This is a genomic window from Arthrobacter sp. M71 S08, from assembly GCF_059089725.1.
The window spans coordinates 365,674-391,814 of the sequence record NZ_JBNHEY010000001.1 but is presented as its reverse complement, the minus strand read 5'-3'; the positions used below and the strand labels follow the sequence as shown (position 1 = coordinate 391,814).

At 63.7% G+C, this 26,141-nt stretch carries 25 protein-coding genes; 14 read left to right on the top strand and 11 right to left on the bottom strand.

All coding sequences use genetic code 11. From position 1 onward, the window contains the following. Positions 1–3: 3 nt before the first annotated feature. The 3 genes from AC5RTB_RS01865 (at position 4) to AC5RTB_RS01855 (ending at position 3,543) form a co-directional block, all read left to right on the top strand. Positions 4–648 carry an MBL fold metallo-hydrolase gene (locus AC5RTB_RS01865; RefSeq protein WP_494059373.1) on the top strand — a complete coding sequence of 215 codons (645 nt, stop codon included), beginning with the start codon at positions 4–6 and terminating at the stop codon, positions 646–648. A 117-nt stretch (positions 649–765) separates the two neighbouring features. Next, on the top strand, positions 766–2,205 hold the full coding sequence (locus tag AC5RTB_RS01860) for an APC family permease (protein WP_494059372.1): 1,440 nt from the start codon (positions 766–768) through the stop codon (positions 2,203–2,205). An 81-nt stretch (positions 2,206–2,286) separates the two neighbouring features. After that, positions 2,287–3,543, top strand: coding sequence for a phospholipase D-like domain-containing protein (locus tag AC5RTB_RS01855; RefSeq protein ID WP_494059371.1), 1,257 nt, complete (start codon positions 2,287–2,289; stop codon positions 3,541–3,543). Between the two features lie 30 nt (positions 3,544–3,573). Here the strand turns inward: AC5RTB_RS01855 and AC5RTB_RS01850 are convergent, their stop codons facing one another. Continuing rightward, positions 3,574–5,394 (bottom strand): gamma-glutamyltransferase family protein, encoded by a 1,821-nt coding sequence (locus tag AC5RTB_RS01850; protein ID WP_494059370.1) that lies wholly within the window; start codon positions 5,392–5,394, stop codon positions 3,574–3,576. Between the two features lie 38 nt (positions 5,395–5,432). Further along, positions 5,433–6,170, bottom strand: coding sequence for a GAF and ANTAR domain-containing protein (locus tag AC5RTB_RS01845; protein ID WP_494059369.1), 738 nt, complete (start codon positions 6,168–6,170; stop codon positions 5,433–5,435). A gap of 153 nt (positions 6,171–6,323) precedes the next feature. On the opposite strand from AC5RTB_RS01845, the gene AC5RTB_RS01840 reads away from it, so the two are divergent. Then, positions 6,324–6,563 (top strand): hypothetical protein, encoded by a 240-nt coding sequence (locus tag AC5RTB_RS01840; RefSeq protein WP_494059368.1) that lies wholly within the window; start codon positions 6,324–6,326, stop codon positions 6,561–6,563. Between the two features lie 10 nt (positions 6,564–6,573). Here the strand turns inward: AC5RTB_RS01840 and AC5RTB_RS01835 are convergent, their stop codons facing one another. The 3 genes from AC5RTB_RS01835 to AC5RTB_RS01825 form a co-directional block, all read right to left on the bottom strand. Next, on the bottom strand, positions 6,574–7,161 hold the full coding sequence (locus AC5RTB_RS01835) for a DnaJ family domain-containing protein (RefSeq protein WP_494059367.1): 588 nt from the start codon (positions 7,159–7,161) through the stop codon (positions 6,574–6,576). A 95-nt stretch (positions 7,162–7,256) separates the two neighbouring features. Then, entirely contained in the window at positions 7,257–8,270 is a 1,014-nt protein-coding gene (locus tag AC5RTB_RS01830) for a GTP pyrophosphokinase (RefSeq protein WP_494059366.1), read from the bottom strand. Between the two features lie 79 nt (positions 8,271–8,349). After that, positions 8,350–9,723, bottom strand: coding sequence for a GmrSD restriction endonuclease domain-containing protein (locus tag AC5RTB_RS01825; RefSeq protein ID WP_494059365.1), 1,374 nt, complete (start codon positions 9,721–9,723; stop codon positions 8,350–8,352). Positions 9,724–9,891: 168 nt separating this feature from the next. Between AC5RTB_RS01825 and AC5RTB_RS01820 the strand changes: the two genes are divergently transcribed. From AC5RTB_RS01820 to AC5RTB_RS01810, 3 genes are read left to right on the top strand one after another with little or no spacing between them, the layout of a single operon-like run. Continuing rightward, a complete protein-coding gene (locus AC5RTB_RS01820) occupies positions 9,892–10,290 on the top strand; it encodes an excalibur calcium-binding domain-containing protein (protein WP_494059364.1) in 399 nt (132 codons plus the stop codon). 22 nt (positions 10,291–10,312) lie between these two features. Further along, a complete protein-coding gene (locus AC5RTB_RS01815; RefSeq protein WP_494059363.1) occupies positions 10,313–11,074 on the top strand; it encodes a class F sortase in 762 nt (253 codons plus the stop codon). 45 nt (positions 11,075–11,119) lie between these two features. Then, complete coding sequence (locus AC5RTB_RS01810; protein WP_494059362.1) at positions 11,120–11,794, top strand: NADPH-dependent F420 reductase; 675 nt, start codon at positions 11,120–11,122, stop codon at positions 11,792–11,794. A gap of 23 nt (positions 11,795–11,817) precedes the next feature. Here the strand turns inward: AC5RTB_RS01810 and AC5RTB_RS01805 are convergent, their stop codons facing one another. Then, entirely contained in the window at positions 11,818–12,609 is a 792-nt protein-coding gene (locus AC5RTB_RS01805; RefSeq protein WP_494059361.1) for a nitrilase-related carbon-nitrogen hydrolase, read from the bottom strand. 116 nt (positions 12,610–12,725) lie between these two features. Between AC5RTB_RS01805 and AC5RTB_RS01800 the strand changes: the two genes are divergently transcribed. Genes AC5RTB_RS01800 through AC5RTB_RS01785 form a run of 4 tightly spaced genes read left to right on the top strand, consistent with a single transcriptional unit; the run spans position 12,726 to position 16,128 of the window. Then, entirely contained in the window at positions 12,726–12,902 is a 177-nt protein-coding gene (locus tag AC5RTB_RS01800; RefSeq protein WP_494059360.1) for a hypothetical protein, read from the top strand. Then, complete coding sequence (locus AC5RTB_RS01795) at positions 12,899–14,362, top strand: purine-cytosine permease family protein (protein ID WP_494059359.1); 1,464 nt, start codon at positions 12,899–12,901, stop codon at positions 14,360–14,362. Before AC5RTB_RS01800 ends, AC5RTB_RS01795 begins: the two co-directional genes overlap by 4 nt. After that, positions 14,359–15,453 (top strand): alcohol dehydrogenase catalytic domain-containing protein, encoded by a 1,095-nt coding sequence (locus AC5RTB_RS01790; protein ID WP_494059358.1) that lies wholly within the window; start codon positions 14,359–14,361, stop codon positions 15,451–15,453. Before AC5RTB_RS01795 ends, AC5RTB_RS01790 begins: the two co-directional genes overlap by 4 nt. Positions 15,454–15,477: 24 nt before the next feature. Then, positions 15,478–16,128 (top strand): TetR/AcrR family transcriptional regulator, encoded by a 651-nt coding sequence (locus AC5RTB_RS01785; protein WP_494059357.1) that lies wholly within the window; start codon positions 15,478–15,480, stop codon positions 16,126–16,128. Positions 16,129–16,152: 24 nt separating this feature from the next. Here AC5RTB_RS01785 and AC5RTB_RS01780 read toward each other — a convergent pair whose 3' ends face one another. Together AC5RTB_RS01780 and AC5RTB_RS01775 are read right to left on the bottom strand one after the other, a co-directional pair. Continuing rightward, positions 16,153–17,301 carry a glutamate--cysteine ligase gene (locus AC5RTB_RS01780; protein WP_494059356.1) on the bottom strand — a complete coding sequence of 383 codons (1,149 nt, stop codon included), beginning with the start codon at positions 17,299–17,301 and terminating at the stop codon, positions 16,153–16,155. A 122-nt stretch (positions 17,302–17,423) separates the two neighbouring features. Further along, positions 17,424–18,680: an MFS transporter gene (locus AC5RTB_RS01775; RefSeq protein WP_494059355.1), complete on the bottom strand. Its 1,257-nt coding sequence runs from the start codon at positions 18,678–18,680 to the stop codon at positions 17,424–17,426. Positions 18,681–18,769: 89 nt separating this feature from the next. On the opposite strand from AC5RTB_RS01775, the gene AC5RTB_RS01770 reads away from it, so the two are divergent. After that, complete coding sequence (locus AC5RTB_RS01770; protein ID WP_494059354.1) at positions 18,770–19,225, top strand: hypothetical protein; 456 nt, start codon at positions 18,770–18,772, stop codon at positions 19,223–19,225. Positions 19,226–19,248: 23 nt separating this feature from the next. Continuing rightward, positions 19,249–19,503, top strand: coding sequence for a DUF3072 domain-containing protein (locus AC5RTB_RS01765; RefSeq protein ID WP_309071134.1), 255 nt, complete (start codon positions 19,249–19,251; stop codon positions 19,501–19,503). A 58-nt stretch (positions 19,504–19,561) separates the two neighbouring features. On the opposite strand, the gene AC5RTB_RS01760 is transcribed toward AC5RTB_RS01765, so the two are convergent. From AC5RTB_RS01760 to AC5RTB_RS01750, 3 genes are read right to left on the bottom strand one after another with little or no spacing between them, the layout of a single operon-like run. Next, positions 19,562–21,034, bottom strand: a complete 1,473-nt coding sequence (locus AC5RTB_RS01760; RefSeq protein WP_494059353.1) for a GH1 family beta-glucosidase — start codon at positions 21,032–21,034, stop codon at positions 19,562–19,564. 33 nt (positions 21,035–21,067) lie between these two features. Beyond that, on the bottom strand, positions 21,068–23,455 hold the full coding sequence (locus AC5RTB_RS01755) for a glycosyl hydrolase family 95 catalytic domain-containing protein (RefSeq protein WP_494059352.1): 2,388 nt from the start codon (positions 23,453–23,455) through the stop codon (positions 21,068–21,070). After that, positions 23,452–25,476, bottom strand: a complete 2,025-nt coding sequence (locus AC5RTB_RS01750) for a beta-galactosidase (RefSeq protein ID WP_494059351.1) — start codon at positions 25,474–25,476, stop codon at positions 23,452–23,454. Before AC5RTB_RS01750 ends, AC5RTB_RS01755 begins: the two co-directional genes overlap by 4 nt. Before the next feature lie 165 nt (positions 25,477–25,641). Here AC5RTB_RS01750 and AC5RTB_RS01745 point away from each other — a divergent pair, with 165 nt between their 5' ends. Then, the gene (locus AC5RTB_RS01745) at positions 25,642–26,133 is read left to right on the top strand and encodes an FBP domain-containing protein (RefSeq protein ID WP_494059350.1); all 492 of its coding nucleotides are present in this window, start codon (positions 25,642–25,644) and stop codon (positions 26,131–26,133) included. The last annotated feature ends 8 nt before the right edge of the window (positions 26,134–26,141 follow it).

The following is a 26,141-nucleotide window of genomic DNA, read 5'->3' as shown; positions in this document are numbered from 1 at the left end:
TGTATGCGCACCATCTCGGGTAACTGCTACCAGTTGCAGCGCTCCAAGGGCGCCAATGGTTACCTTCTGCGGACGTCCGGGCACACCGTCGTCGTCGACCCGGGCATGGCGAGCGGTTACGACGCCGTTCTGGGCGAATTGCGCGACGCCGCGCCGGTCGTCGGTCAGGTGACCGACATTCTGCTCACGCACTATGACGCCGACCACGCACAGGTTGCGCTGCGGCTCCGGCGCGAACTGGAGGCGACGGTGTGGCTGGGTGCGGCAGATGCTGCGATCCTGCGTCGGGAGGTCCCTCCTCCCACCCGGATGCGCCGTGTGCTCCTCCAGGTCGCGCCGGTAGAGGCGCCGGAACCTCTAACCGAGCTCGACGGCGAACGCGAACTTTTCGAAGGCCTCACCGCGTTTCCCATTCCGGGACACACCCCCGGCCAGATGGCCTTCCAGCTCGATGATGTCCTTTGCACGGGCGACGCCGTGCGGGTTGGGCGGGACGGAACGATCAAGCGGTTCTACCGCGCTCTGAACGGTGATAACCCGTTGGCCGCGCGCACGACAGCCGAGTTGCAGCGGCGAATCGATGACGGAGGGATCAGTTGGATCTGCCCAGGGCACAACCCACCCACCCGGGTTGCGGCACTGTCCTAAAGGCGCTGTCCAGAAACACTTGCCTGAAATCTGTCCGCTCGGGTGGCTGTGGGACTACGCTCATCTCACACCAACATAGAGCCGGATAAACCGGCCATGGCAAGAAGGGTGACGCTCATGGCAGAGCAGCAGATTTCCAAGGGCGCGGAGGACACTTCACTGCTGAAGGTCCTGGGTAATTGGGACGCCCTGGCGCTCGGGTTCGGGGCAATGATCGGTTTTGGCTGGGTGGTGCTGACCGGCGGTTGGATCGGTTCTGCCGGAACCATGGGTGCGGCGTTAGCCATGGTCACCGGCGGCATCATCATGGGAGTGGTTGGCCTGACATATGCGGAGTTGACAGCCTCGATGCCCAAGGCGGGCGGTGAGCACAACTTCCTCCTGCGCGGCATGGGGCCCCGCTGGTCCTTCATCGGTTCCTGGGCGATCACCGGCGGGTACGTCACGATCGTTGCATTCGAGGCTGTGGCACTGCCACGAACTGCGCTGTACCTGTTCCCGGGTCTGAACCAGATACCGCTGTGGGAAGTGGCCGGAAGCCAGGTGTACCTCACCTGGGCCCTTGTCGGTGCGATAGCCGCCGTCGTGATCACCGCGATCAATATCCTCGGCGTGAAACTCGCCGGCGTCGCTCAAACCTTTGTGGTGCTGTTCCTCCTGCTCATCGGCCTCATCCTCATTTTCGGGTCCTTCACCGGAGGCTCCACTACCAACATGGAACCGTTCTTCGCGGGTGGACTCGGTGGGTTCTTCGCCGTGCTCGTTGTGGTGCCCTTCCTTTTCGTCGGTTTCGACGTGATCCCCCAGTCGGCGGAGGAGGTGAACATCCCCGCCCGACAGATCGGCAAATTAGTCGTAGTCGCCGTATTGCTCGCAACTATCTGGTACGTCATGACCATCCTGACCACATCCTCGGCCATGCCCGCGGATGATATTGTCCAGGCGGACATCGCCACCGCAGATGCCATGGGAGCCCTCTTCGGAAGCGACCTGATGGCCAAGATACTCATTGCCGGCGGTATCGCAGGAATCCTCACCTCCTGGAACTCGCTGCTGCTGGGCGCCTCACGGCTGATGTACTCCATGGCCCGCTCCGGCATGCTTCCCCGTTGGTTCGGCAAACTACATCCGAAGTACCGCACGCCCGCCAATGCGCTGATGTTCATCGGCGCACTGTCCTTCCTTGCACCGTTCTTCGGCGTATCGATGCTCGTCTGGCTGGTTGACTCAGGCGCCCCCAGCATTGTGATTGCATACATTCTGGTGGCGGTGGTTTTCGTGATCCTGCGTCGGCGGGAGCCTTCCATGGACCGGCCGCTTCGCATCGGCGGATCCGGCAACGGCGGCCTGGTCATCGGGGTCGCCGCTGCAGTTCTCTGCGTGGCCCTGCTGAGCCTGTACCTGCCCGGGATGCCGGCGGCGCTTACTCCCCCGCCCTGGATCCTGTTCGGTTTCTGGTGGCTGCTCGGAATGTTCTTCCTGTTCCGGATTCCGCGCGGAATCGAACCGGGCGAGGACGCGGAGCACCGGCTGCTGGCGGCACTGAACAAGCGTTAGAGACCGCAGCGGCTTGCGTCGGCGACCGCCGGGGCTCGCCGGCGGCAGGTGCAGGTTCCTTCGCCTACTAGGCTTACCTGCATGCGAACTCTCCGCCGCCTGCAGTTGCTGGACCTGACCCGTTCCCTGCTCTCGCGGGCGGCCATGGCGTTCGCAGCCGTTCAGGCGATGGTGATCGCCGTCATCGTTCTTGTTGATGCGGTGCAGAAGAAACGCCGCAGCAAGCGCCCCGGGTTCCCACACCCGGGTATCTTCGAATCCGAAGTGGCTGGGTCTGCGACCACAGTATTCACCTATGGGCACGACCTCTACGAAGACATGCTCGCCTCCATCCGGAACGCCCGGCACACCATCATGCTGGAGACCTACATCTGGAAGGGCGACGCGATTGGCCGCCAGTTCAAGGACGCGCTCAATGAGGCGGCCGGCCGCGGCGTGGACGTGTATGTGATCTATGACGGTTTCGCCAACCTTGTGGTGCCGCCCACCTTCTACCGTTTCCACCCCAACGTGGCGGTGTTCCGGTTCCCGGTGCTGCGCCCGTCCATCGTGTTCACCAATATCCGGGGCACAGGATTCGACCACCGCAAGATCCTCGTCGTAGACGATTCCGTTGGGTACGTCGGCGGTTACAACATCGGCTCCGTTTACGCTTCCAAATGGCGGGACACGCACCTGAAGCTTGAGGGGAAGTCGGTCTGGGAACTCCGCCAGGCATTCGTGTCGTTCTGGAACGCCGCGCCCAACAAGCGCCACCGCCCGCTCGAGGAAAAGAGCGCCGAGTTCTGGGAACCGCGGTTACGGGCCGTCAACAACATTCCCGCGAACCTCGTCTTTCCGATTCGCGGCGTCTATCTGGACGCCATCAACCGCGCTCACAGCCACATCTACATCACTACGGCCTACTTCATCCCCGACCAGCAGATCCTTGACGCGCTCCTGCGGGCCAGCAAGCGCGGCGTCGATGTGAGGGTTATCCTGCCCGAAGACTCCAACCACGTGGTCTCCGACTGGCTGTCGCGTGGTTTCTATTCGGCGCTACTGCGCGACGGCGTCAGGATCCTCCTGTACCAGAACGCGATGATTCACGCCAAGACCGCCACGGTCGACGGCGAATGGTCCACCGTAGGAACGGCCAACATTGACCGCCTCAGCCTAACCGGGAATTACGAGATCAACATCGAACTGTTCGACGAGAAGCTTGCCGCCACCATGGAGCGCATCTACGAGATCGACAGCAGCAACTGCCGGGAACTCCCCCTCGAAGAATGGGAAAGCCGCCATATTGTGGCCCGTGTCAGCGAAGCGATCCTCGCACCGCTGCGTCCGTTCCTCTAGCCGGCAGCGGCCGCGCGCAGTACATCGTGTTCAGCGTCCCGCTGCGTAGCCCTGCGCTCCGCGCGGGTTAGCGGCGGCCATCAGGACGCCGGTGGAGGGGTCGCGGACAACCGAGGACAGACGTCCTAGTGCCCAGTCCCCTGCCCGCGTGATGACGTGTCCGCGCTTTTCGAGATCGGCGATCACGTCCTCGCCCAGCCGGTCCTCAACGACGGCGCCGCCCGGCTCCCAGGTGCGGGGGAAGAACGAGCCCGGAACCGACGTCGTATGCAGGGATGGAGCGTCTATTGCCTGTTGCGGCGAGTATCCACCGACGATGGTGCGCAGTATGTAGAGCAGCTGCCACTGGTCCTGCTGGTCGCCACCCGGTGAACCGAGCGCGGCAACCGGCTGGCCGTCCTTGAGGATGAGGGTTGGCGTCAGTGTGGTGCGGGGCCGCTTCCCGGGCTGCAAGGACGACGGCGCACCCCCCTCGAGCCAAGTCATCTGCAGCCGCGAGCCCAGGCAGAATCCCAGCTCCGGGATGGTCGGGGACGACTGGAGCCAGCCGCCCGACGGCGTCGCGGAGACCATGTTGCCCCACTGGTCGACGACGTCGATGTGGCAGGTGTCGCCGCGCGTCTCACCACTGCGGGAAACGGTCGGCTCCCCTACGCCGGCGAAGCCGTCCTTGCCTGCCAGCGCGGGCGGCGTGTATTCGGTGCGCAGCGGCGGAATGAAGGGTTCGTGTCCGGGAACCGCGCCTGGACGGAACTCGGTGGACGCCTTATCCGTGATCAGCGCCCGGCGCTGCGCCGCGTACTCTTCGGACAGCAGATAATCCATGGGCACCGAAGTATCACCGTAGTAGGCCTCGCGGTCGGCGATGGCGAGTTTTTGGGCTTCCAGGATGGTGTGTGCGCCGACGGCGGTGGACGGGTCGAGGCGGTCGTCGTCGAACCCGTCCAGGATCGCGAGGGTCTGCAGCAGGGCGGGTCCCTGTCCCCAGGGGCCGGTCTTGGCGATGGTGTATCCGCGGAAGGTGAGAGTGGTTGCTTCCTCGTAGCCCGCCTGGAAGTTCGCGAAATCCTCGAGACCCATGGCCCCTGCGTGGTCCTGCCCTGAGGAGTGGCGGTGGGGAGCCTTGATGAACTCGACAGCGGCCTGAGCGACGAAGCCTTCACGCCATTCGCGCCGCGCAGCGTCAATGCGCTGTTCGCGTGTGGAAACGACACCATCAGCACTTCCGGCCTCGATGAGCCGGTCGAGGACCGTGGCGTACGCCTCGTTCCTGACGATGTCTCCCTCCTCGGGGATCGTGCCGTCCGGCATCCAGAGCGCCGCCGAGGTGGGCCAGTGGTCAGTGAACAGATCCTTCACTGCGTTGATGGTCGCTCCAACGCGGCCGACAATGGGGTGCCCGTTCCGGGCGTAACCGATGGCGAAGGCCAGCACATCGTTCAGTTCCCAGGTTCCGTGGTCGCGCAGCAGCAGAAGCCAGGCGTCGACGGCGGCCGGAACGGCGGCTGCCAGCGCACCTGCGCCGGGCACCAGTTCAAGACCCTCGGCGAGGTAGTGCTCGCGCGTGGCGGCCGCCGGTGCCGGGCCCTGACCCATCAGGATCACGGGTGCGGAAGGGTTATCAGCGGTCGCGAAGACACCGGTCATGTCTCCGCCGGGTCCGTTGAGATGAGGTTCTACAACGTGCAGGACAAAGGCACCCGCGACCGCGGCGTCGAAGGCGTTGCCGCCGCGTTCCAGAACGGCCTGTGCTGATGCCGTTGCGAGCCAGTGAGTCGAGGCCGTCATGCCGAAGGTGCCCTGCAGCGTCGGGCGCGTGGTGAACGAATCGGGTGTAACGAAAGCAGTCATCGAGGTCCATTCATCGTGGCGTTGGCTGCGGTCCCGCTCTAGGCGTCGAAGTGTGTTGTCGCGCTCGACTGGTTGACCGATTCAACGACGGCCGCCGCCACGGCATGGAGTTTGACGTTACGTGCGCTCGAAGCTGCCTTGAGAATGTTCACGGCTTCTTCCTGCGTGCAGCGGTTCTGACCCATGACAATTCCGATTGCCAGGTCGATCGTGGTGCGGGTTTCCATTGCGACGGTGAGGTCATTCCGGTGGTCCATCAGACCGGCGATCCGGACAGCGAGTCGAAGCGCGTTGGACGCATTGGCCGCAAATCCTTCGGCGGCCGCGATCACCTCGGGGGTGAAGACCATCGGCTTTTCGCAGTACAGATTGAGTCCGGCGTCCGCGTTGTCCTGGAGCAGTATGGGTACGCCGAGGGTCGAACGGATGCCGTGCTGTTCGATGGCCTTCCGGTAGTCACCGAACCGGCTCTCTTTTTCGTAGTCCTGGATCACTACTGTGTAGTGCTCACGGGCGGCACGAAGGCAGGGGCCGTCGTCGAACGCGTACTGCACCTCGTCCATGTTCCTGGCTTGGTCGCTGCTGCTGGCGACGGTCGCTGCCCGTTTGGGACGCAGGAGTGTCACTGCGGAATAGACGGTGCTCCCGGTGGCTTGCGTGAGTTCGCGCGACGCGATTTCCACCATGCCGTTGAGGAAGACGTCGATCTCTTCACCGTTGAGGATCAGGTCCTGCAGTTCGCTGCGAACTGAATCCTCACCGATATCACTACTCACGCCCGCACCCGTCTCTAATCCAGTAATGTCCCTGCACATTATCAGGGCAGAAATTGCGCACTATCTCTATGACAGGATGAATCGCTTGTGGCCCCGAGTCCAGCCCCGTAGCCTGAAGATGATAAACAGTCTACTTACTGTTGGAGGCCGGTTTTGAACATCAGCGACGTCAAGTGGAACGAACAGGCCCGCGAGAAGATCCTTTCGGATGCGGACAAGGCGCTGCAGGAAGCAGTGAAAGAAGCTGCGGCCACACAGTCCGGCGGTGAACCGGACAAGGTTTATAAGTTCCTGTTTGAGAAACTTCAGCCGCAGTTCGTCGACTTTGAGCCCGGCCCCGACCTCAGTAAGTATGCGGATGCAATAGCCGACGGCGAATTTTCCGCGGAGTAGCAGCTGAAAGCTAACGACGACGGCGCCACCACGGTGAGCGCTTCGTCTCCTCCTGCGGGGCGGCTTCCTCCGCAGCCCGGGCGGTCCGTGCCGCGCGGCGTTCGCGCCAGCGCTCGAGTTCCTTCTCCACGTCCCGGGTCTTCGTCACGACGGGCGGTCCGCCGAGGAGTTGTCTTCGCGCGTCTATGACCTGCCGGTTGAAGTCCTCGAGAATCTCGCGGGCTTTGCTTTCCATGTACTGCCGGTCCAGCTTGTCGTCGAGTTCGGCGTCTTCCTTGCGGAGGCGGAAGGGCGCCGGTGCAATGCCGGAGAGCTGCTCGCGTTCGATCAGTCCTTTGACCCACCAGTCGGGGTCAAGTGTTGCGCCCAGGCCGGGGATGGGTTTGCCCGCATACTTCAGGTTGTCGAAGTCGCCTCTTGCCGTGGCCTGCCGGATCTCGAAATCGGCCTTGGCAGCGAAATCGGTGATCAGCGGCTGTTCTTCTTCGTCATCCTCAACCTGCTCGATAGCCTCCGAAGCGCTGCTTCCGGACCGGCGGGCGGCACGGTATTCGGAGACCCGCTGCATGCGTCGGGCGCGCTCGCTTCTGTCGTTCATCAGTACCCCGCTCTCCCTGCTTCCGCTTCCAGTATTCCGACGTTCCGGCGGGCGGGGCAAGCGGCTTCCTTGACCGCTTAGGGGCGGGTTTAGTGCTAGTCGCGCAGTCTCCGCAGGCGATACGTCAGCTTTGCGCGTCTGTTGCGGTCGTGGCCCAGTGGCTGGGTTTTGTCGATGTGCTCCTGGCCGTAACGGACAAGCAGAAGATCGTCTGCGGCGCGGACGTGGCCGGGCGCAAACTTGTACTGGACCTTGCGTGCAATGTCGTCCCAGTCGGCAGAAGCGATCAGCTCTGAGGCCTGGGCAACCGTTGTGATGCCATGTGCCTCCAGGAGTCCCCGTAACCACTCATACTGTTCAACGCGACTGCGCGGGTTGTTGGGGAGAGCCTGTTCGAGGATGCGTTCAAGCGCCTCGCTCGTGAGGTCCACCGGCAAAAGGTTGGCCGATTCCTCAGGGTTGGCTTTCTCCATCGCGACCACGTTGCTGATGGTGCTGAACTGGTTGTCGGCCAACTCGATCAGCCCGGACGCCAGCGTGAATGCCCGATTGACTTCGGGTGGCACCGGGCCGGCGCTCTTGTAGCGGATGTCGTGCTCGAACTCCGCCCAGGCGTGCTGGAGGATGGTCCGGAACTGCACTTCGAATCGTTCGCCGATGTGGTTGCGGCAGCCGTTCGGGGCAGCATCCTCGCTGATTCGCAGGATCAGGTGCTGACCGGAGTAGCCGAACTCGCCCTTCTCACGCTGTTCGGCGGTCTTGTCCACGTGGGTGATGACCTCGAAAGAGTTTCGCAGTGCAGTTATAGCCCGCTCAACGTCCAACTGGAGGTATGTGATGACCCGGACGCCGATGACGTCGTCGATGTCGTTCAGGCCCTCCGCATACTTCAGGCTTCCGTCAGGATTACAGCGCCGGAGCTTCAGTTCGAGCGACTGGTGGTCTTTCACCCTGTACTCGATGGCGTGATAGTTGAGCCCGTCGTCGTCGAGGCGTGCAGCGATGGCGTCCTGTATGGCGTTCGCGGCTGCCCGCTTCTGGTGCTGGGATGCGGCGTACTCATCAAGCCATTGGTTGATTAGCCGGTCGTGAGTGGGATCCGGGTCCATACGCCTCCTGCCTGCCCGCGAGTCGGTGAGTCCTTCTAATGTAGTGCCGCCGGACCGTCAATGGGCGGGTGAGCTAACGCTACTCGCAGCCGACGCCGTCGCCGTCCCTGTCGAGATGGGCCCCGTATCCGGGCTGTCCGACGTGAACCGGAGCTGCGCCTGCCGCGCGCGCGGCTGCACAGTTCGGGTAATAGACCGCCGCTGGAGCGGGTGCGGGAGCTGGAGCAGGTGCCGGCGGAGGGGCAGGTGCCGGAGCAGGGGCTGGTGCCGGAGCAGGGGCAGGTGCCGGAGCGGGAGCCGGCGCAGGGGCAGGGGCAGGAGCCGGCTCGGGTTCGGGAGCGGGGGTGGGCGAAGGCTGACTGGTCGGTGCAAGAGTATCCGAGCAGTTGGAGAGGACCTTGGCCATCGCGTCGTGCTCCGCCTGGGTGACCCAAAGGCTGTAGGTCGCCTTGACCGAGATCTGCCGGGCAACGTATTCGCATCGGAAGGAACGGTTCGGCGGGAGCCAGGTTGCGGCGTCGCCTGCGCCCTTTTGGGCGTTTGTCGGCCCATCCGTTGACTGGAGGTTCAGAGGGTCGTTGGCGAAGGCGACGCGCTGATCGTAGGTGAGCTGCTGGGCGCCCTTCTGCCAAGCGTCCGCGAGCGCAACCATGTGGTCGATCTGCACGTCGCTGCTGGTGTCCTGCCCTCGGAGGAATGGAATCGTGGTGCCCGTGTAGGGGTCCTGGAGCGTGCCGGACCGAACCTTGCACGGCACGGAGTTGATATGAACGATGTCGCGGAGGTCCCGGTTGAGCATGTCATTTCGGGTGTCGCAGCCGTTGCGGTCGACGTCGAGCCATGCCTGGCCAAATTCTTCCCGGTCGTAGCCGGTCTTTGGGGCGCGGCCCTTGATCGGCAGCGTCTCCAGGAGGGCGAGTGCCCTGATGCCGTACTCCGGCTGTTCCTGGGGCGCGTCCGGGTCGCCTTGCGCTGGTGCAACGGTTTCGCTGTCGACGGGGGCGACGTCGGGACTTGCCGATGGTTTCGGCGTAGCGGAGGGTGAAGCCTTGGGAGTTGCGGACTCGGTGGGCTGCGCGGACGGCGCCGGGGTAGCGTCCGCCGTTTGCTCAGCGGTCGCTGTCGGGACGACGTCTCCCGCGGGAGGCAGCAGAGCGCCACCGACCATCATGGCGACGACGCTGGCGGCCGTGACGATGGATCCGGCCTTTCGGCCGGCTAGCCTGGCCCAGGACGGCCGGCCCGTCACAACTGTGTAGATCCCGGTGAATAGCGCAAGGGCTGCGGCCATAACGACGGCGCCACCAATGCCGCCCGAAATCATTCCGACGGCGAGGAGAAACAGACCGAACCCGCCGATGACCAACGTTGATTTGTTGGTCTTGTCCTGCTTCTGACCCCACGCAGGGTTTTGGGCAGGCGGTAGCGGCGGCTGATTCAAGAGTGTCCCCACGAAGTACGAGTAATTGTCGTTACATCGTATCGGGGGCAGCTAGCACAATCCGCAAGGTTTGTGCAGTCCTTGGATAAAGATGTGGATATCCTTGACGGTCCATCAAGCCCCTGCCTAGTCTCATGTGACCCGCGTCTCATCACTCGCGGATCTACATGAGGGGAAACCATGAAGAAGACAACAGCAGGACTAGCAGTAGCAGCAGCGGCAGGTCTCGTCGCACTGTCAGCAACGCCGGCATCGGCGGTATCTCTGCCGTTCGAGAATTGCTCCGAGGCAGCTTCGGTCGGCGTGTACAACATCCCGGCAAACACCCCGGGATACGCTCTTCACCTCGACAGGGACCGTGACGGCTTCGGCTGTGACGCATCCGGAACGCCTGCGTACGACGCCAGCATCGTCGCCGGCCTCGTGGGACAGCAAGTGACCCACGTCCCCACGGGCGGCGCCGAGACCGGCGTCGAGGTTGCCGCCACCGACGACACCGCGGCCCTCGCACTGGGCGGAGGACTGGTGCTGGCCCTGGCGACCGGCGGAGCGTACGTCGTCCGTCGTCGGGCGGCGTAGCGAGGCGAGGCATTTCCTACACATGACTAGCCGATTCAGGGACCGTTGCGGAAGCCTGCCGGCTGCCGCAACGGTCCCTCTGCTACTCCTCGCCGGCTGTGCCGCGCCGAGCCCTTCTGACGCCGCCGGAGCACAGCCAACTTTCACTGTCGCCGCGCTGTCCACCGCCCCGGAGAACGAGCCGACGACGGCACCCACCCGATCCGCCGCGCCGGCAGGGCCTGCACCGACGGAGTCCAAACCGGCGGAAGCACCCCAGCCGGAACCCACTACTTCGGAAACGCGATCCGCCGAACCCGCAGCTCCCACCGAGATAAAGCCGCAGGTGTTCGAGCGTTCTCTGCCTATCACGCTCTCCATGCCGGCCCACGGAGTCCAGTCCGGCCTGTTACATCTCGGCCTCCAGCCGAACGGATCCCTTGAAGTGCCGCCCGGGCAACCCGGTGCGCCCGCAGCCTGGTACCGCAACTCCCCTACCCCGGGTGAGCCCGGGCCTTCCGTATTCCTTGGGCACGTCAACGCCAGCGACGGCGGACCCGGTGTATTCGCCTGGATCAAGCAACTCAATCCGGGTGACACCATCGAAATGACCCGTGAGGACGGCACTGTGGCGGTATTCGCCGTCGAACGGGGTGAGCAATACTCAAAGCACGCATTCCCGACGCAAGCCGTCTACGGGAACACCGAAGGTCCCGAGCTGCGCCTCATCACCTGTGACGGCTATGATCCGGCGACCGGCACCTTCAATGACAACTACGTGGTCTACGCCAGGCTCGTTGTGTAACGGATATCTCAGGAATACCCGGGCCGCAGATCGGTTGTACTCGCCATGGAAACCAGTGCAGAATCAGGCGTTCAAACCATCGGCTTCATCGGCAGCGGCCACATCGGGTCACAACTTGCACGGCTCGCCATCCAGAACGGGTACGACGTCGTTCTGAGCAACTCCCGAGGACCGGAAACCCTCATTGGTCTTATCGACGAACTGGGCGATCGCGCGCGGGCGGCAACACCGGACGAGGCAGCGGAAGCCGGTGACGTCGTCGTCGTAAGTGTTCCGCTCAAAGCGATCGATACGTTGCCGGTTGCCCCACTCAGGGGCAAGACGGTGATCGACACCAACAACTACTACCCGGTACGGGACGGCAACTTCCCCGAACTCGACGACGAATCGACCACCACCAGCGAGCTTCTCCAGCAACGGCTCCCCGACTCCCATGTGGTGAAGGCGTTCAACAACATCTATGCGGCCCACCTCACCAGCAAGGCAGCGCCGTCTGGCACACCGGGGCGCCGCGCGCTTCCCATCGCCGGAGACGACGACGGCGCGAAGCAGACCGTTGCGTCGCTGATCGACCAGTTCGGGTTCGATGCGGTCGACGCCGGCCCACTCGCAGAAGGATGGCGGTTTCAGCGCGATACGCCTGTGTATGGACCGGAGTACGACGCTGACCAGGTACGCGAGGGTCTTGCTCAGGCGAAGCGTTACGCCGAAATGGATTAGCTCGTCAGTGTCGGCTGAACGGGTCAGAGGTCATCACGGAAGTCACGCAGGTAAGTGTTGATGCGGCGTGCTCTCTGCACCTCCGATGCGTCGACTTGAGCGAACAGCATCGATTCCTGGCGGTCAGCCTCCGCGAGGACATTCCCGTGCGGACCTGCGATACAGCTGAGTCCGGTGAAGTCTGGTCCCGCATGATTCGCGTACGCGATGAACACTCCGTTCTCCATGGCCCGGCACGGGACCATGAGCGTGGAGATTCGGTCGGCGTTGTACGTCCGGTTTGTTGGCAGCCCGTCGACGTCTCCTGTTGTCGGTACGGCGGTGGGTATCAGCAGTGCCTCTGCCCCGCTGCGCGCTGCGCCCCTCACGAATTCAGGGAACTCGACGTCGTAACAGATGCCGAGCGCTACACGCAGTCCGGCAAAGTCGATGACCTCAGGTGCTGAGGCCCCGGGCCGGAAAACGGACCGCTCCTCCTCACCGAATAGGTATGACTTCCGATACCGCGTTTTTTCAGTGCCTTCCGCGTCGAAGAAGGACGCGCTGATGAACCGCTGGTCTCCGTCACGATCGACCGTGGATGCAACCAGAGCCAGACCGGATGTGCGGGCGATGTCCGCTAGTTGGTCCCGGATGGACTCACCGTCCGAATCGAACACCTGCCCTGGAGCATACCCGGTCGAAAACAGCTCAGGCGTGACTAGAACGTGGACTCCTTCGTCGCTCGATCTGGACGCCGCTGTTGCCAGGCGTTGCAGGTTTCCCTGTAGATCCCCCACCACTCCAGTGGCCTGCCACGCTGCAATGCGCACCACTCTTGCCTCCTTTTGCCGACGGTTTTCCTGCTCGCCGTCTCTGTTGACAGAGCACCATCCTAGGCAGAAAATCATTGCCTGAACCGAAAGGTATTCGGTTATGTGGCGAGGAGGCCATGATGAATCGTGACGCCGATTTGGTGCAGCGAGAGCTGCGCCGACGGATCGAGACAATCAGGACGGAAGAGGCAGGGGATCCGGGACGGCGGGCACTGTCGAACCGGGACTTGCTTGTTTACGTCGGCACAACGGTGCTTATGTGCCTGCTCGGGGTGTTGGTGATGGCCCTGTGAGCGGCTCAAAGAGCACTGCGGTGGAGGAAGTCGAGCACGCGAATACTTTCGGATCGCTGCCGCTGCTGCGGTCAGAGCGAGTCTGGAACGCTGTGGACTTCAGCTGGGTCAACGTTGCCCTAGCGATTGCCACCTGGGCCTTCCTCGTTGGTGGTGCAACGGCGTCGTTCGTCGGCTTCCAGCAAGGCGTCGCGGCGATGATTATCGGCAACGCGATTGGCCTGTGTTTCATGGTGCTGGCGAGCACGGTTGCCAGCCAGCGGTACGGGGTTGAGCAGTACACCATCCTGCGACCGGTCTTTGGTGTCGTCGGCGTCGGCGTGCTGGTCTTCACCGTGGTTCTCATCACCGAGATGGGCTGGTCTTCCCTCCTCGGCATCATGGTGGGTCGCGCAACCACGCAGGTGGCGAACGTTGCAACGGGCGCTGATTTCGGCGAGTACGGCGTGATGGTCATCATCGGTGCGCTCGCTGCCATTGCAGTGGCCTGGTTCATTTTGTCCCGTGGCCCGGTGACTATTGGCAGGCTCAACAAGTTCATCGGACCGGGGCTGCTGGTCATTACCGCGCTGCTCATGATCTTCCTCGTGATTAACACATCGTGGGCCACATTGCTCGACGCGGCCCCTCTGGCTCCCTTTGATGACCCGCAGCTGAACTTCGCCATAGCGGTCGAGTTCAACGTGGGTGTGGGCGTTTCCTGGTATCCCGTGATGGGGTCCCTTGCGCGCATGACCAACTCGCCCCGGGCAGCCATCTGGCCAGCCTATGGCGGACTGCTCATCGCCACGCTGCTGGCACAGGTTGTCGGCATGGGTGCTGCGCTGACCTTGGGCGACTCGGATCCTACGGTCTGGATGATCCCCTTCGGAGGCCCCTTGCTCGGCGCTTTCATCCTGCTGTTCATCTGCTTCGCCAACATCACCAGCATGTCCTCAATCGTCTATTCCACCGTTCTCGCTTTGCGTCAATCGAGCGGAACCTTGTTGCGGGGCCTGCACTGGAAGTGGCTGTGCGCCGCATTCTTCGTGCTGCCCGCGGCACTGGCGTTCTTCCCCCAGTTCATGTACGAACGCTTCGTCCTGTTCGTCACGCTGAGCGGTGCCTTCCTGGCGGCTATGTGCGGTGCGATCATCGTTGATTACTTCATCCTGCGCAAGCAGCGCATCGATCTGGCGGAGTTGTATGCCCCTGGATCGAGCAGCGCTTACCACCTGTCCGGTGGCGTCAATTGGGCAGGTATGGCGGCCGTCGTCGTCGGTGCAGCCTTTTACCTCTGGCTGTACAACCCGATCACGCTTGAAACGCAGCCCGCATTCAACGTCATCACGGCATCGCTACCGGCCGCCATCGTCGGCGGGCTGGTCCATTGGGTCCTGGCGACAGTCCTGTACAAGAGGCGTGGTTTGGGTGCATTCGGTACCGGAGAGCCGGTCACTGCGAAAGGAACTGGCAAGTGAGTCTTCTGTCCCGCGCTGCTATCCATCGGAGTGGCCCCCGGCTGGAGATCAGCGAGATAGAGGTCGCCGAACCCGGCCCGGGAACCGTTCTGGTGCGTCTGGGTGCCTCAGGTGTGTGCGGTTCCGATCGGCACGTGCTCGACGGTGAGTGGGAATTGCCGTCTCCGACTGTCATGGGCCATGAAGGCGCCGGAGTCGTCGAGGCAATCGGCGAGGGTGTGCAGGACGTGCAGATCGGGGACCATGTGGTGCTCAGCTGGTTCTACCCATGCCGACGCTGCACCGCGTGCCTATCGGGTCGGGCTTTTGTCTGCACCGGCAGCCGCTCCGAAGAATGCCTGTTGCCGGACGGCACCACACCACTCTCCCTCAACGGTGCCCGGGTCTATCCCTATCTCGCGGTGGGCTCCATGAGCGAGTATGCGGTCGTTCCGGAGTCGGCAGCAGTGAAGATTCCCTCGGAGGTTCCCTTCGACGTCGCATCGCTCCTCGGGTGCTCTGTTGCTACCGGTGTGGGCGCGGTCGTCAATGATGCCGCGGTCTCCCCCGGCAGTTCCGCCGTCGTGGTCGGCGCGGGAGGCGTGGGGTTGTCCATCATCATGGGCCTCAAACTCGCCGGCGCTTACCCGATCATCGCCGTGGACCTCAGCGAAGAAAAACTGGAACTGGCCGCAACGTTGGGAGCCACCCACACGGTGGTAGCGGACGCCAATACGCAGCAGGAAATCCTGGGGATCACCGACGGCGGGGCAGACTTCGCTTTCGAGGCGATCGGCAGGAAGCAGACAATCGAATCGCTTCCAGGCTTGCTGGTGCGCGGTGGCACTGCCGTTCTTGTGGGACTCCCGCCAGCTGATCAGTTGATCAGCTTTGACGGGCTCGCGTTGGCCGAAGGAGGCATTCGGATCATCGGTTCCAACTATGGCTCCACAGTTCCAGGGAGGGATTTTCCCCGCTTGGCTGCGCTGTATCTGGCGGGGAAACTGCCGGTCGATGAGCTGATCTCTGATCGCATCAGTCTGGACGACGTCAATGAAGCATTCGACGCCATGCGTCGTGGTGAGCGCGCCCGTAGTGTGGTTGTCTTTTAGCTTCCATCCAGACGAGGGAATTCGATGGTCCGGCCAACCAGCCCACTTCTGACGTCACAGAAGATCCACCGGGCTGCACTCGACCTGTTCGATGAGCAGCGCGGGTTCTCGATTCCCCGCCTGGCCAAAAAGCTGGGGGTGAGCCCGTCTTCCCTTTATCACCATGTGAAGGGGGGACGGACCGAAATCATCAGGGGCATTCGGTCGCTGATCAGTCAGGACGCCACTAGTCGCGGGGATTTTCCTCCGGGTGAAGGCACCTGGCAGGAGCAGGTTCGTCGTTGGGCCGTGAACTATCGAGATGCGATGCAACGACATCCCTTGGCTATTCCCGCGTTGGTGGGAGAGCCGGTAGATGACGATGCAACGCTGGATATTTATGAGAGCCTCGCGCAGGTCCTTGCGTCAGCAGGGTTCGAGGGGACTTCCCTGCTTGGCGGCCTGATGCTGGTGGACGTTCTGGTCCTGGGTGCTGCTATCGACGCCGCATCGCCTGAGCCGCTCTGGTCGGCATCTGAATCGCGCCATCCGGCACTTGCAAACGCACTCACCGCCCAGCCAGCAGGGAGGCGTCAGGATATCGCCTTCGAGCTGGGCCTCGACGCCGTGGTCACAAAACTGGAAGCGATGCTGGCCGCTGCAACCGGACCTGAGCGCGGTGCTCCGCCCGGTTGATCAGTTCCAACCTGATAAAACCCTTCAGATGCGGTGCAGTTCATCGCCTCTCATGTGGAAGCACCCGCGGCTTGCGTGCCGTTCATGCAGCGAGCCCTGGCCGACGTTCGTCAGGAAGACAGCGTCTGAGACCACCTCGGCCAGGCTCCCGGTTCGCGCGTAGACGGCGCGCTGGCGGTTGCATCCCGTTCCGCGGATAAGGGTTTGACGGAGGAGGGACTCGACGGTGAGCTCCTCCCCCTGCTCTTCCAGGACCGGACGGACGTACTCGAACAAGGCGCGAGCCACCTGTCGAGCGTCGCGGAGGACGTTCAGTTGCGGATCGAGCAGTTGACCGTCCAGCCCGAAGCGGCTTGCACGCCAGGCGGCGAGCCGCAGCTGGGCTGCAGGCATGGGAATGGGCGGAACGCCATCGGCCCATTCCCTCGCCGCCGTCTCCACGAGCGCTCTAGTGAGCGCAGCCTGCAGGAGAGCATCATCGGCCTGTAGGCAGACGTCGGCAACGCGGACTTCCACGGTCGGATGGTGGCGACTCAGCCGGGCGTCAAAATAGATCTGGCCCTCGTCGATCGGCACCTCACTGGCGAGCAGGGTTTCAACGAGGTCACGGTAAGCCGCAGCCGAGCCGAAAATCTCGTAGACACCCGCAGTCGGCCAGCGGCTCCACGCCTGGATTCGGTAGCTCGCGTAGCCGGAATCCTCACTGTTCCAGAACGGCGAATTCACGCTCAGGGCCGCCAGCACGTGAAGCCAGACCCGGATCCGGTCGAGGATGCCCACGCCTTCTTCATCGGACTCCACTCCGACGTGGACGTGACAGCCGCACGTCAACTGATCACGAAGAGTCGAACCAAACTGATCCTGCATCTCCAGGTAGCGCGGCTCAGGAGTAACTTCCGTGCTGGTCACCATCGGTGAGGTTGCGAGGGCTGCTATTCGGACGCCGGCGCGGGACGCTGCATCATCGGCAATTGAGCGTTGACGCAGAATATCCGCGCTCAGAGCCTCCAGAAATGTTTGCGGCTCTGTGCCTGTCTCGATCTGTTCCTGCTTGCACTCCCGTGTCAGCTCGCCGCCGCGCGCGGCGAGGAAGACGGCTTCGGCTGCTGGTTCAGGACACAGCAACCTCGGATTGATCAGGAGGAATTCCTCCTCGACACCAAAAGTCCGCACGGCAATCACCCGTCCATGAATTCGCCCCAGAAGAGATACATGGCTCGCTGCTGAACTACAGTCAGGATAAGCAATGGACAGTTTGCTTATCAATAGGCGTTGGTGCCGATCCTCCCTCCTGCCTAAGCGGACAGGGGCCGTGCGGTGCGCATCGTCGTCGCACCCGCGACGATGAGCAGCACCAGCAGACCTGCCGCCCAGGCAAGTCCGGAGTAGCCCACCATTGCCAGGACAACGCCCGCCGCTGCTCCGCCGAATGCGCCGGCAAGGTTCATGGTGAGGTCGGTGCGGCCCTGAATGCGTGCGCGTGCGGTACCGGTCGCGAGGTCGGTCACCAGCGCAGACCCGGAGACGGTGGACGCGCTCCAGCCGAGACCGAGGAAGATCAGGCCGATTGTCACCATGACAGGGCTGGCTTCCCCGAAACCGACGAACGCCAACGAAATCACGAACAGCACCTGACCCATCAGGATGGTTCCCACCCGGCCAACACGGTCACTCAGCCAGCCGAAGGCCGGCGACAGTGCGTACATGCCGGCGACGTGCAGGCTGATGGTGAGCCCCACGATGGTGAGAGTCACGCCGTGGTTCACCAGATGCACCGGCGTCATGGACATGACGGAGACCATCACCGCGTGGCTGACCGCGACTGCCCCGATGGCGAAAAGGAGGGCTCCCCTGCCGCGTACTATTCCGGGGGCCTCATCCTTGGGGTCCGAGGGCCTTGAACGGCTGATGATGTAGGGATCCGGCCGCAGTGCGGTCAGGTACACAGCCGCTGCCGCAATCTGCGCGACGACGGCAATGAGGAAGGAACCGGTCAGGTCCGGAAGGTCGAACGTCTCGGCAACCACCTCGCCGGGTCCGAACAGGTTCGGGCCCAACACCGCTCCCACCGTGGTGAACCACACCACGAGTGACAGATCGCGTCCCCGGTGTTCGCGGCTTGCTACGTCCGTGGCGGCGAAACGGGACTGTAGATTGACGGCAGTGCCCACGCCGAGGAGCGCGAACCCGAGGAGCAGGAGCGGGAAGGCCCCGAGGCCTGCCGCGGCGATGACGATGGCGGACCCCGAGGCGGCGAGAAGCGCTCCCGTTGTCAGGGCCGCCCTGCGTCCGAGTCGCTGCGCGAGCCGCGCAAGGGGGATGGCGCTGGCTGCGGCGCCCAGGGTGCTGAAGGTGGCAGCGGTCCCGGAGAGCGCTTCGGACCCGGAGATTTCGGCGGCCAGGACAGCGCCGATCGAGAGGGTCGAGCCGATGCCGATCCCACCGAGGATCTGGGCCACGATGAGCACCCGGACCGTGTGGCGCTGGATGGCCGGGAGGTCCGGGGCCGTCGTCGTGCTTTTGGCAGCCGGAGACCTGCTGGAAGTGGGCATGGATTCAGGGTATTCCGGCGTCCCCCATCGGTATAGGGCCACGCGGAAGATCTGCCCATGAGAAGCTCCTGCTGTATATGGTAAGCAGTATGACTATCTCAGGATCGGACGGGCCGGACAGCAACCACCAGCGGCCCGCATCGGCTTCGGACAAGACAGTAGAGGCGCTTGGGAAACTCTCCGAAGCGCTCGAAGTAGTTGAGCACGCCCGCGGACTCCTGTACGGGTTCCACCGATTGACGGGCACAGCAGACCTCGCCCTGGGCGAGGCTGTGGAGCTGTTGCGGGAGGCAGGGCATGACTCACTCGCGGACGAGGTGAACCGGGACGTTGTGGGCCGGAACGTCATCGAGGGCAGGTGGACATTCCAGATCGTCGAGGACTATGACGACCACTACTACGCGGAATTCAAGAAGCTCGAGAAGCGCGCCCGCGACGAACTCGTGGAGGGCAAGCGCCACCTGTTCGAGGCGGAGATGAAGGAAGACCGCCGGACGCATGGCCGCCCCCACCACGAAGCACTGCCCCCGGAAGCAAGCCAGTAATTCCCCGAACGAAGGAGCACGTTATGTCTGATGAAACTTTGGGAAGCCCGACGCCGGAGCCGCAGGGCGGTTTTGCACGTGACCCTGAGGACTGGGTCACGGGGGATGAACCCATGACCGACGCCCAGCGCAGCTACCTGGACACTCTTGCGCGCGAGGCCGGGGAGGAAATCCCAGCCGACATCACCAAGGCACAGGCCTCGGAGCACATCGACCGGCTGCAGAAGTCGAGCGGCCGGGTGTCCGGTGGAAGCGACGAGGCACAGACCGGCGGTTAGCCGCTGCGCAAGGATGTGGAGGAGGGCCAGTCAGGACGACTGGCCCTCCTTCTGTCCTTTAATCCACCGGCGGGATGCGCCTGTCCCGGATCAGCTTCGAATACCAGCGCGAGCTGTCCTTCGGTGTGCGCTCCAGCGAGTCGTAGTCGACGTGCACGATGCCGAAGCGCTTGGAGTAGCCGTAGCCCCACTCGAAGTTGTCCATGAGTGACCACACCTGATAGCCGCGAAGGTCAACGCCACGGTCCATCGCCCGGTGGGCAGCGGTGAAGTGGCGGCGCAGGTAGTCGATACGTTCGGAGTCGCGAACCCGCCGGGTTCCATCGGCATCGACTTCGACGGCGTCGGGGAACGCCGCGCCGTTCTCGGTGATCATTAGCGGCAGCTCAGGCCAGCTTTCATGCAGCGAGACGAGTAGGTCCTCGAGCCCGGACGGGTCGATGTTCCACCCCATCTCGGTGTAGGGACCGGGCTGCTGGAGGAACTCGACCATGTCTGCAGCCGGCCAGGCCGTGCCGGCGGCTTCACCGTGCCCGTCGGCGTTCTCCTTTTCGCCTTCGCCGTCCCACATGCGCACGCGGTTCGTGGAGTAGTAGTTCACACCGAGGATGTCCAGGGGCTGACGGATGAGGTGCAGATCGCCGTCCTGCACGAAGGACCAGTCCGTAAGGCTAGCGGTGTCCTCTAGCACGTCCTCGGGGTAGACGCCCTTCAGCAGCGGGTCCAGGAACAGCCGGTTGGCGAGGCCGTCCACCCGCCGCACAGCTTCGGGGCCGGTCTCCCCCTCCGGGCGGAAGACGTGCAGGTTGAGGGTGATCGCGAAGTCGGGGTCATTGGTGACAACGTCCCGGAGCGCCAGGACGGCCAGGCCGTGGGCGAGATTGAGGTGGTGTACGGCGGCGAGCGCGGCTGCCGGTTCGGTCCGCCCCGGTGCGTGCGCACCGGATCCGTACCCGAGGTAGGCGCTGCACCACGGCTCGTTAAGCGTGGTCCACAGTGCGACCCTGTCGCCGAGACGTTCGCCGACGATGCAGGCGTAATCACCGAAGGCGAACGCTGTTTCCCGGTTGGTCCAGCCGCCGTCGTCCTCGAGTGCCTGCGGCAGATCCCAGTGGTAGAGGGTGACGATCGGCTTGATGCCCCGGGCGAGCAGTCCGTCGACCAGCCGGTCGTAGAAGGCGAGCCCGGCCTCATTGGCGGGGCCGCGACCGGTGGGCTGGATGCGCGGCCACGCGATCGAGAAGCGGTAGGACTCCAGACCCAGGTCCTTCATCAGGTCCAGGTCGGATTCGAGTCGGTTGTAGTGGTCACAGGCGACGTCGCCCGTGTCGCCGTTCCACACCTTGCCCTCGGTGTGGCTGAAGGTGTCCCAGATGGAGGGGCCGCGGCCCTCGGCCTCGTGGGCGCCTTCGATCTGGTAGGACGCGGTAGCGGATCCGAAGACGAAGTCGGGTGGGAACTCCAGGCCGACGTCGCGGTAATCCGGGCTCCCCGTCACTCGGGTGCCTGTCTCTTCACTGTGTTGGGTCATGGCGTAAACACTGCCTTTCCGTTGGCGGTAATGCTAGTCATGGTCTGTTGTTGAAAAGTCGATGGTGCCGGTTGTGGAGTTCCGGCGCAGCGTGGTTCTTCGCCCAAATGTGAGGGTCACCGGTTCGACAGCGCCGCTGACGGAGATCAGCCGCTCCCCCGCCGCCTCGGCACGCTGCGGGCTAAGCACGGCTTCGCTGACCAGGCCGTCCTTCCAGGTCACGTCAACGGTGATGCCGGGTCTCGCGACGAGACCACGAACGCTCCCGCTCTGCAACTCCGCGGGCACAGCCGGGAGCAGGCGGATGACCCGGGAATGGCTTTGCACGAATGTTTCGGCCAGTGCTCCGATATATCCCAGGTTCCCGTCGATCTGGAACGGCGGGTGAGCGGCGAAGAAGTTGTTGTAAAGGCCGCCGGCGTGTGGGCCGTTGGTTTCGTCCGCCGGCCGGAACATCAGGCGGAGCAGATCCGCGACCTTCCCGCGCTGTTCCAACCGTGCACGCAGGCAGATCTTCCAGATCAACGACCAGCCGGTGGAATCGTCACCGCGATGGTCCAGGGTGAGACTGACGGCGTCGGCGAGCTCCGGCGTCGGGCCGTTGCCGGGGTAGGCGAAAAACAGGTGCGAGAGGTGCCGGTGATCGGGCTCCGCCTCTTCCGCCGGGTGCCCCCACTCGAGGATCCTGCCGTCGGTGCCGACCCTTGGCGGCGCGATTCGCGGTAGGGCCGCGCGTGCCTCGTCCAGGATGGGGTGTGTGGTTTGCCCAACAAGCGGCGCCAGCCCGAGTAACGTCTCGAACAGTTCACTGATGAGGGTGCGGTCCATGGCAGTCGACGTGGCGACGGCGGCCCTTCCCTGAGCGCTGAGATAGCAGTTCTCCGGCGAGGTGGACGGTCGCGTTTCCAGGTGGGCACCGCCGTCGTCGATCAGCCAGTCGCAGAGGAATTGCGCGGCGCCGACCGCCAGGTCCCACAGCCGCTCGACCTGGTCAGGGGTAGCCGACCCGAAGCGACGCTTTTCGTCGAGTTGCCGCACCAGCCATGGTCCGGCCATCGGCCATTGGGACCAGCTGGCGTGCCCGGCGGTCGGCGAGCTGTAGGCCCACGCATCGGAGTTGTGATGCGCCACCCATCCTCGTGCGCCATACAGTATTTCGGCGGTACGCCGACCATGGTCGGCGAGTGCTTCCCCGAGGTCGAAGAGCGGGTCGTGGCATTCGGGTAGGGCAGCCGCTTCCGCACCCCAATAGTTCATTTGAGCGTTGATGTTCAGCGTGTAGTTCGAGGACCACGGAGGGCGCATATCCTCATTCCAAAGGCCCTGCAGCGTGGCCGGAAGAGTGCCGGGACGCGAGGAAGCGAGCAACAGATACCGCCCGTAGTCGAACAGCAGGGCAACGAGCGCGGGATCAGCAACAAGCACGCCGGCAGCATGGGCGTTCGCCTCCCGCAGCCGTACATCTGCCGGCACGTTGTCGCGGTCCGGCAACGCATCAGGACCGGGATTCAGGGTGACCGTGGCGCGGTCGAACAGCTCGCGGTGAGCCTCGGTGTGCGCGGCATGCAGCGCTTCCCAGCCCTTGTCGAGCGCCGCGTGCGCACGACGGCGCGCGGTCTCCGCGCAGGTCCCCGAGGAGCCTTCCGGTGCACGGCCGATGCCGGTGAACGTGGTCTCGGTCGTGACCACCATCACCAACTCGCTGATGCCGGTGAGTACGGTTTCTCCTTTGTCCCTCCCCGTCGCGATACCGTCGTGCCTCACTGCGACGCACAGCGCACCTTCAAGGGGCTCGATGCCGTCGAGTTCCATCTGGAGCGCCGGTTCGTCCGGTTCGTGCCCCGGCGCCACGTCGGCGGGCAGCCGCAGTTCCAGCACGACGTCGTCGGGCCGGGTTGCTCTCCCGGTTTCCCTCAGCGGCGTGGAGACGGCGACGTCGACGTCAACCGATGCGGTCGACCCAATCCGGTGGACGAGCACCCCGTCCACCGCACTGATGAACGTCTCCTGCGTGATGCTGCCTCCGTTTGTCCGCCCAGTGGTGCGGTGAGTTGCGTCTGAGAGAGACAGCCTGCGTTCCTGCAGTTGGGTGGGGCGCTCCACCGAGATGACGACGTCGGCGAACGGCAGGTACGACTGGGAGTAGCTGGACTGCAGCCCTTCCAGGCTTCGTTCGGCGTCGACCGGCCTCCCCTCCGAGATGGCAGTCCTTGCCTCTGCGAGCACGCGCGAGGCCGTCTCCGCTGAGATGCTGCCCCGCCGTTGCTCACTGGCGGGGCTGCCCGACCAGGCTGTGCTGTCGTTCAGCTGCAGCCGCAGCGTCTGCCTGTCTGCCAGGACCATGGCGCCGATCCGGCCATTGCCCAGCGGCAAGCCGTCCAACCAGGTGCGTGGCGGGCTGGTGTAGAAGAGGGTGCTCACTGTTCTGAGTGCTCGCGCACGATCAACGCGGTGCCGGGAGTCAGCGTGGTGGTGCCCTGGACCGTTGTGTCGGTCAGGAGATCGTGCCCGTGGACATCGACGTCGACCGCATCCTCGGAGTGGTTGAGGAGGAACAGGTAGCTGGAGTCACCGGCATGGCGGCGAACTGCTTCGATGCCGTACCCGGCTGCCGGGTGGTCCGGCTGAATGCCGGCGTTGTCGAGGATGCGGCGAAGGTGTTCGCGCAGTGCGTCTTCGCCCAGTCGGGTGGCGATGTAGTGCGCTGTGCCTGAACCGAACCCGTGGGTGGTGACTGCGGGACGCCCCAGGAGCGGGTATTCGGTGAAGTCTGCAACGCTTGTCGCGCCGACGAGTTCCACACTTTCTGCCCAGCAATCAGCGGTCGAACCGTCGCTCAGCTTCAGGGCCGTCTCCGCGAGCTGGGGGAAGTGCTCCTCGACCCGGATGCCTAGGAGATCAGCGAATGCTCCAGTGAACCCACCGAGGCGCACGTTGAGGTTCTCGTCGGCGCTGCCTGAGAAGTACCAGATAGCGGTATGTCCGCCGTCTGCGACGAAGCCCCGAAGCGCTTCGGCCTCAGCATCCGAGGCAACCAGTTTGCTGGGAACCAGGATGAGGTTGTAACCGGCGAGGTCCTGATCGAGCCGGACAAAGTCGGCGTTGATTCCAAACCACCACAGCGCGCGGTGTACTGACTTCACAGCGGGCAGGAACGCGACGTCGGTGGACGGCAACGCCGCGGTGTCCACCGACCACCAGGCATCGGAATCCCAGACAATCGCCACCCTGTTTTGATTCACGCGGCACCCTGCCGCGGGCGGCTGTGCGAGTTCACGAAGCCCGGTAAGACTTGTTCCGAGCTCTACGATCTCGCGGAACGTCCGGGAGTTCTCGCCAACGTGCGGAACCATCGGCGAGTGAAAGAACTCGGCGCCGGCGCGCGGCGACCGCCACTGGAAGAACAGGGACCCCGTAGAGCCGCGGGCAAGGTACTGGAGTGTGTTGAACAGGAGTTTTCCCGGATCCCGTGCGAGGATCCGCCCCTGCGCATAGTTGTAGACCATGGTGGTGGCCTGTTCCATGAGCACCCAGGGACGTCCGCCGTTGAAGGAGCGTGCAAGGTCACTGCCGAAGGCGACCTGAACGTCACCTTCAATGCCTGACGTGTCCGGGTAATGGTCGACGGAGACGTCGTCGATCTCAGCTGCCAGGTCCCACTGGTCGTAGTGGTTCCAGCTGGGAAGCATGAAGTTGGTGGTGACGGCTACGTCGGCTCGGACGCTCCGGACTATCTCGACCTGCTCCCGGAGACAATCGCGCAGCAGATCGGCCGAGAAACGCTTGAAGTCGAGTATCTGGGAAGGGTTCGGCAGGTACTGCGTGGCCTGTGGAGCGAAAATCTCCTCCCAGCTGCCGTAGCCCTGGGACCAGAACGCCGTATTCCAGGTGACGTTCAGCTGCTGCAGGGTTCCGTACTTTGTGCGGAGCCACTCGCGGAAAGCTGCATCAGCCTCCGGCCCGTAGGAGACCGTCCCGTACTCATTGTGGAGGTGCCACATCTTGAGGGCGGGATGAGAGGAGTATCGCTGCGCCAGGGCTGCGGTCAGGCGCTTTGCGGCGGACCGGTACGCGGGGGCCGCTGGGTTGTAGGTGTCCCGGCTACCGTGGATTAGGCGGACTCCGTCGGTGGTGACCGGGAGGGCTTCGGGATATGCCAGCGAAAACCAGGGCGGCGGCGAGGCGGTGGGCGTGGCAAGGATAACGCCGATGCCGTTCTCGGCCATCAAGTCCATGATCCGGTCCAGCCACCCAAACTCGTATTCACCTTCCCGCGGCTCGATGGACGACCAGGAGAAGACGCCGATGGTCACCCGGTTCACACGAGCCTGTCGCATGAGGCGCACATCTTCGCGCCACACCGACTCCGGCCATTGCTCCGGGTTGTAGTCGCCTCCGAACATCAGTTCATCGCTAGACCGCAACGTCTCGTCAGTATGCATGGAGCGAGTCCCCTTTGAGCTGGCTGGTAATTGTCGAAGCGCTTCGACAACCTTATGGCTGTGTGAGGTGACGCGCAACACTCTTCCTCGGCAGCTTTGCTCTAGACCCCGCTCTTTGCGAAGATGCAACCGCACTACACAGTCCACATGCAAAGCCGAGCCCACATGGAAAAAATCAGCGACCGCGAAATCCGGTCATCATTCATCAACGCCTCCCGCTCCGAAATCACAAAGCTCAACCTGCCGCCCGACTTCGATGTCCTCGACTGGGAGAATCTCGAGTTCCTCGGTTGGCGTGACGAGAAGATGCCGCTTCGCGCGTACCTCGTAGTACCGACTGAACGCGGGCTGACCGGTATCCTCCTGCGCGCACCCGACGGGGGCGCGAAAAAGAACCGATCGGTGCTCTGCGAGATGTGCCGGGACGTCTTCTCGAAGGAGGACGTGCTGCTCTGGGTCGCCAAGCGCGCCGGACAGGCTGGACGCATCGGGAACACTGTCGGGACGCTCATCTGTGCCGACTTCATCTGCTCTGCCAACGTGCGCAAGGCGCCGCCGGCCAACGAGATCAATCCGGATCCCGCCGTCGTCGTGCGTCGCCAGATCGCAGAGCTACGCGTCCGGATCGGGAAGTTCATGAACCGGGTGGCGGAGTAGCAGCCCGT

What these genes read in the sequence shown, in the direction of transcription:
- AC5RTB_RS01775 (WP_494059355.1), bottom strand. Translation starts at nt 18,680, where the DNA reads ATGCCCACTTCCAGCAGGTCTCCGGCTGCCAAAAGCACGACGACGGCC.
- AC5RTB_RS01860 (WP_494059372.1), top strand. Translation starts at nt 766, where the DNA reads ATGGCAGAGCAGCAGATTTCCAAGGGCGCGGAGGACACTTCACTGCTG.
- AC5RTB_RS01835 (WP_494059367.1), bottom strand. Translation starts at nt 7,161, where the DNA reads ATGAACGACAGAAGCGAGCGCGCCCGACGCATGCAGCGGGTCTCCGAA.
- AC5RTB_RS01750 (WP_494059351.1), bottom strand. Translation starts at nt 25,476, where the DNA reads ATGCATACTGACGAGACGTTGCGGTCTAGCGATGAACTGATGTTCGGA.
- AC5RTB_RS01765 (WP_309071134.1), top strand. Translation starts at nt 19,249, where the DNA reads ATGTCTGATGAAACTTTGGGAAGCCCGACGCCGGAGCCGCAGGGCGGT.
- AC5RTB_RS01820 (WP_494059364.1), top strand. Translation starts at nt 9,892, where the DNA reads ATGAAGAAGACAACAGCAGGACTAGCAGTAGCAGCAGCGGCAGGTCTC.
- AC5RTB_RS01850 (WP_494059370.1), bottom strand. Translation starts at nt 5,394, where the DNA reads ATGACTGCTTTCGTTACACCCGATTCGTTCACCACGCGCCCGACGCTG.
- AC5RTB_RS01865 (WP_494059373.1), top strand. Translation starts at nt 4, where the DNA reads ATGCGCACCATCTCGGGTAACTGCTACCAGTTGCAGCGCTCCAAGGGC.
- AC5RTB_RS01855 (WP_494059371.1), top strand. Translation starts at nt 2,287, where the DNA reads ATGCGAACTCTCCGCCGCCTGCAGTTGCTGGACCTGACCCGTTCCCTG.
- AC5RTB_RS01815 (WP_494059363.1), top strand. Translation starts at nt 10,313, where the DNA reads ATGACTAGCCGATTCAGGGACCGTTGCGGAAGCCTGCCGGCTGCCGCA.
- AC5RTB_RS01785 (WP_494059357.1), top strand. Translation starts at nt 15,478, where the DNA reads ATGGTCCGGCCAACCAGCCCACTTCTGACGTCACAGAAGATCCACCGG.
- AC5RTB_RS01830 (WP_494059366.1), bottom strand. Translation starts at nt 8,270, where the DNA reads ATGGACCCGGATCCCACTCACGACCGGCTAATCAACCAATGGCTTGAT.
- AC5RTB_RS01745 (WP_494059350.1), top strand. Translation starts at nt 25,642, where the DNA reads ATGGAAAAAATCAGCGACCGCGAAATCCGGTCATCATTCATCAACGCC.
- AC5RTB_RS01800 (WP_494059360.1), top strand. Translation starts at nt 12,726, where the DNA reads ATGATGAATCGTGACGCCGATTTGGTGCAGCGAGAGCTGCGCCGACGG.
- AC5RTB_RS01770 (WP_494059354.1), top strand. Translation starts at nt 18,770, where the DNA reads ATGACTATCTCAGGATCGGACGGGCCGGACAGCAACCACCAGCGGCCC.
- AC5RTB_RS01810 (WP_494059362.1), top strand. Translation starts at nt 11,120, where the DNA reads ATGGAAACCAGTGCAGAATCAGGCGTTCAAACCATCGGCTTCATCGGC.
- AC5RTB_RS01760 (WP_494059353.1), bottom strand. Translation starts at nt 21,034, where the DNA reads ATGACCCAACACAGTGAAGAGACAGGCACCCGAGTGACGGGGAGCCCG.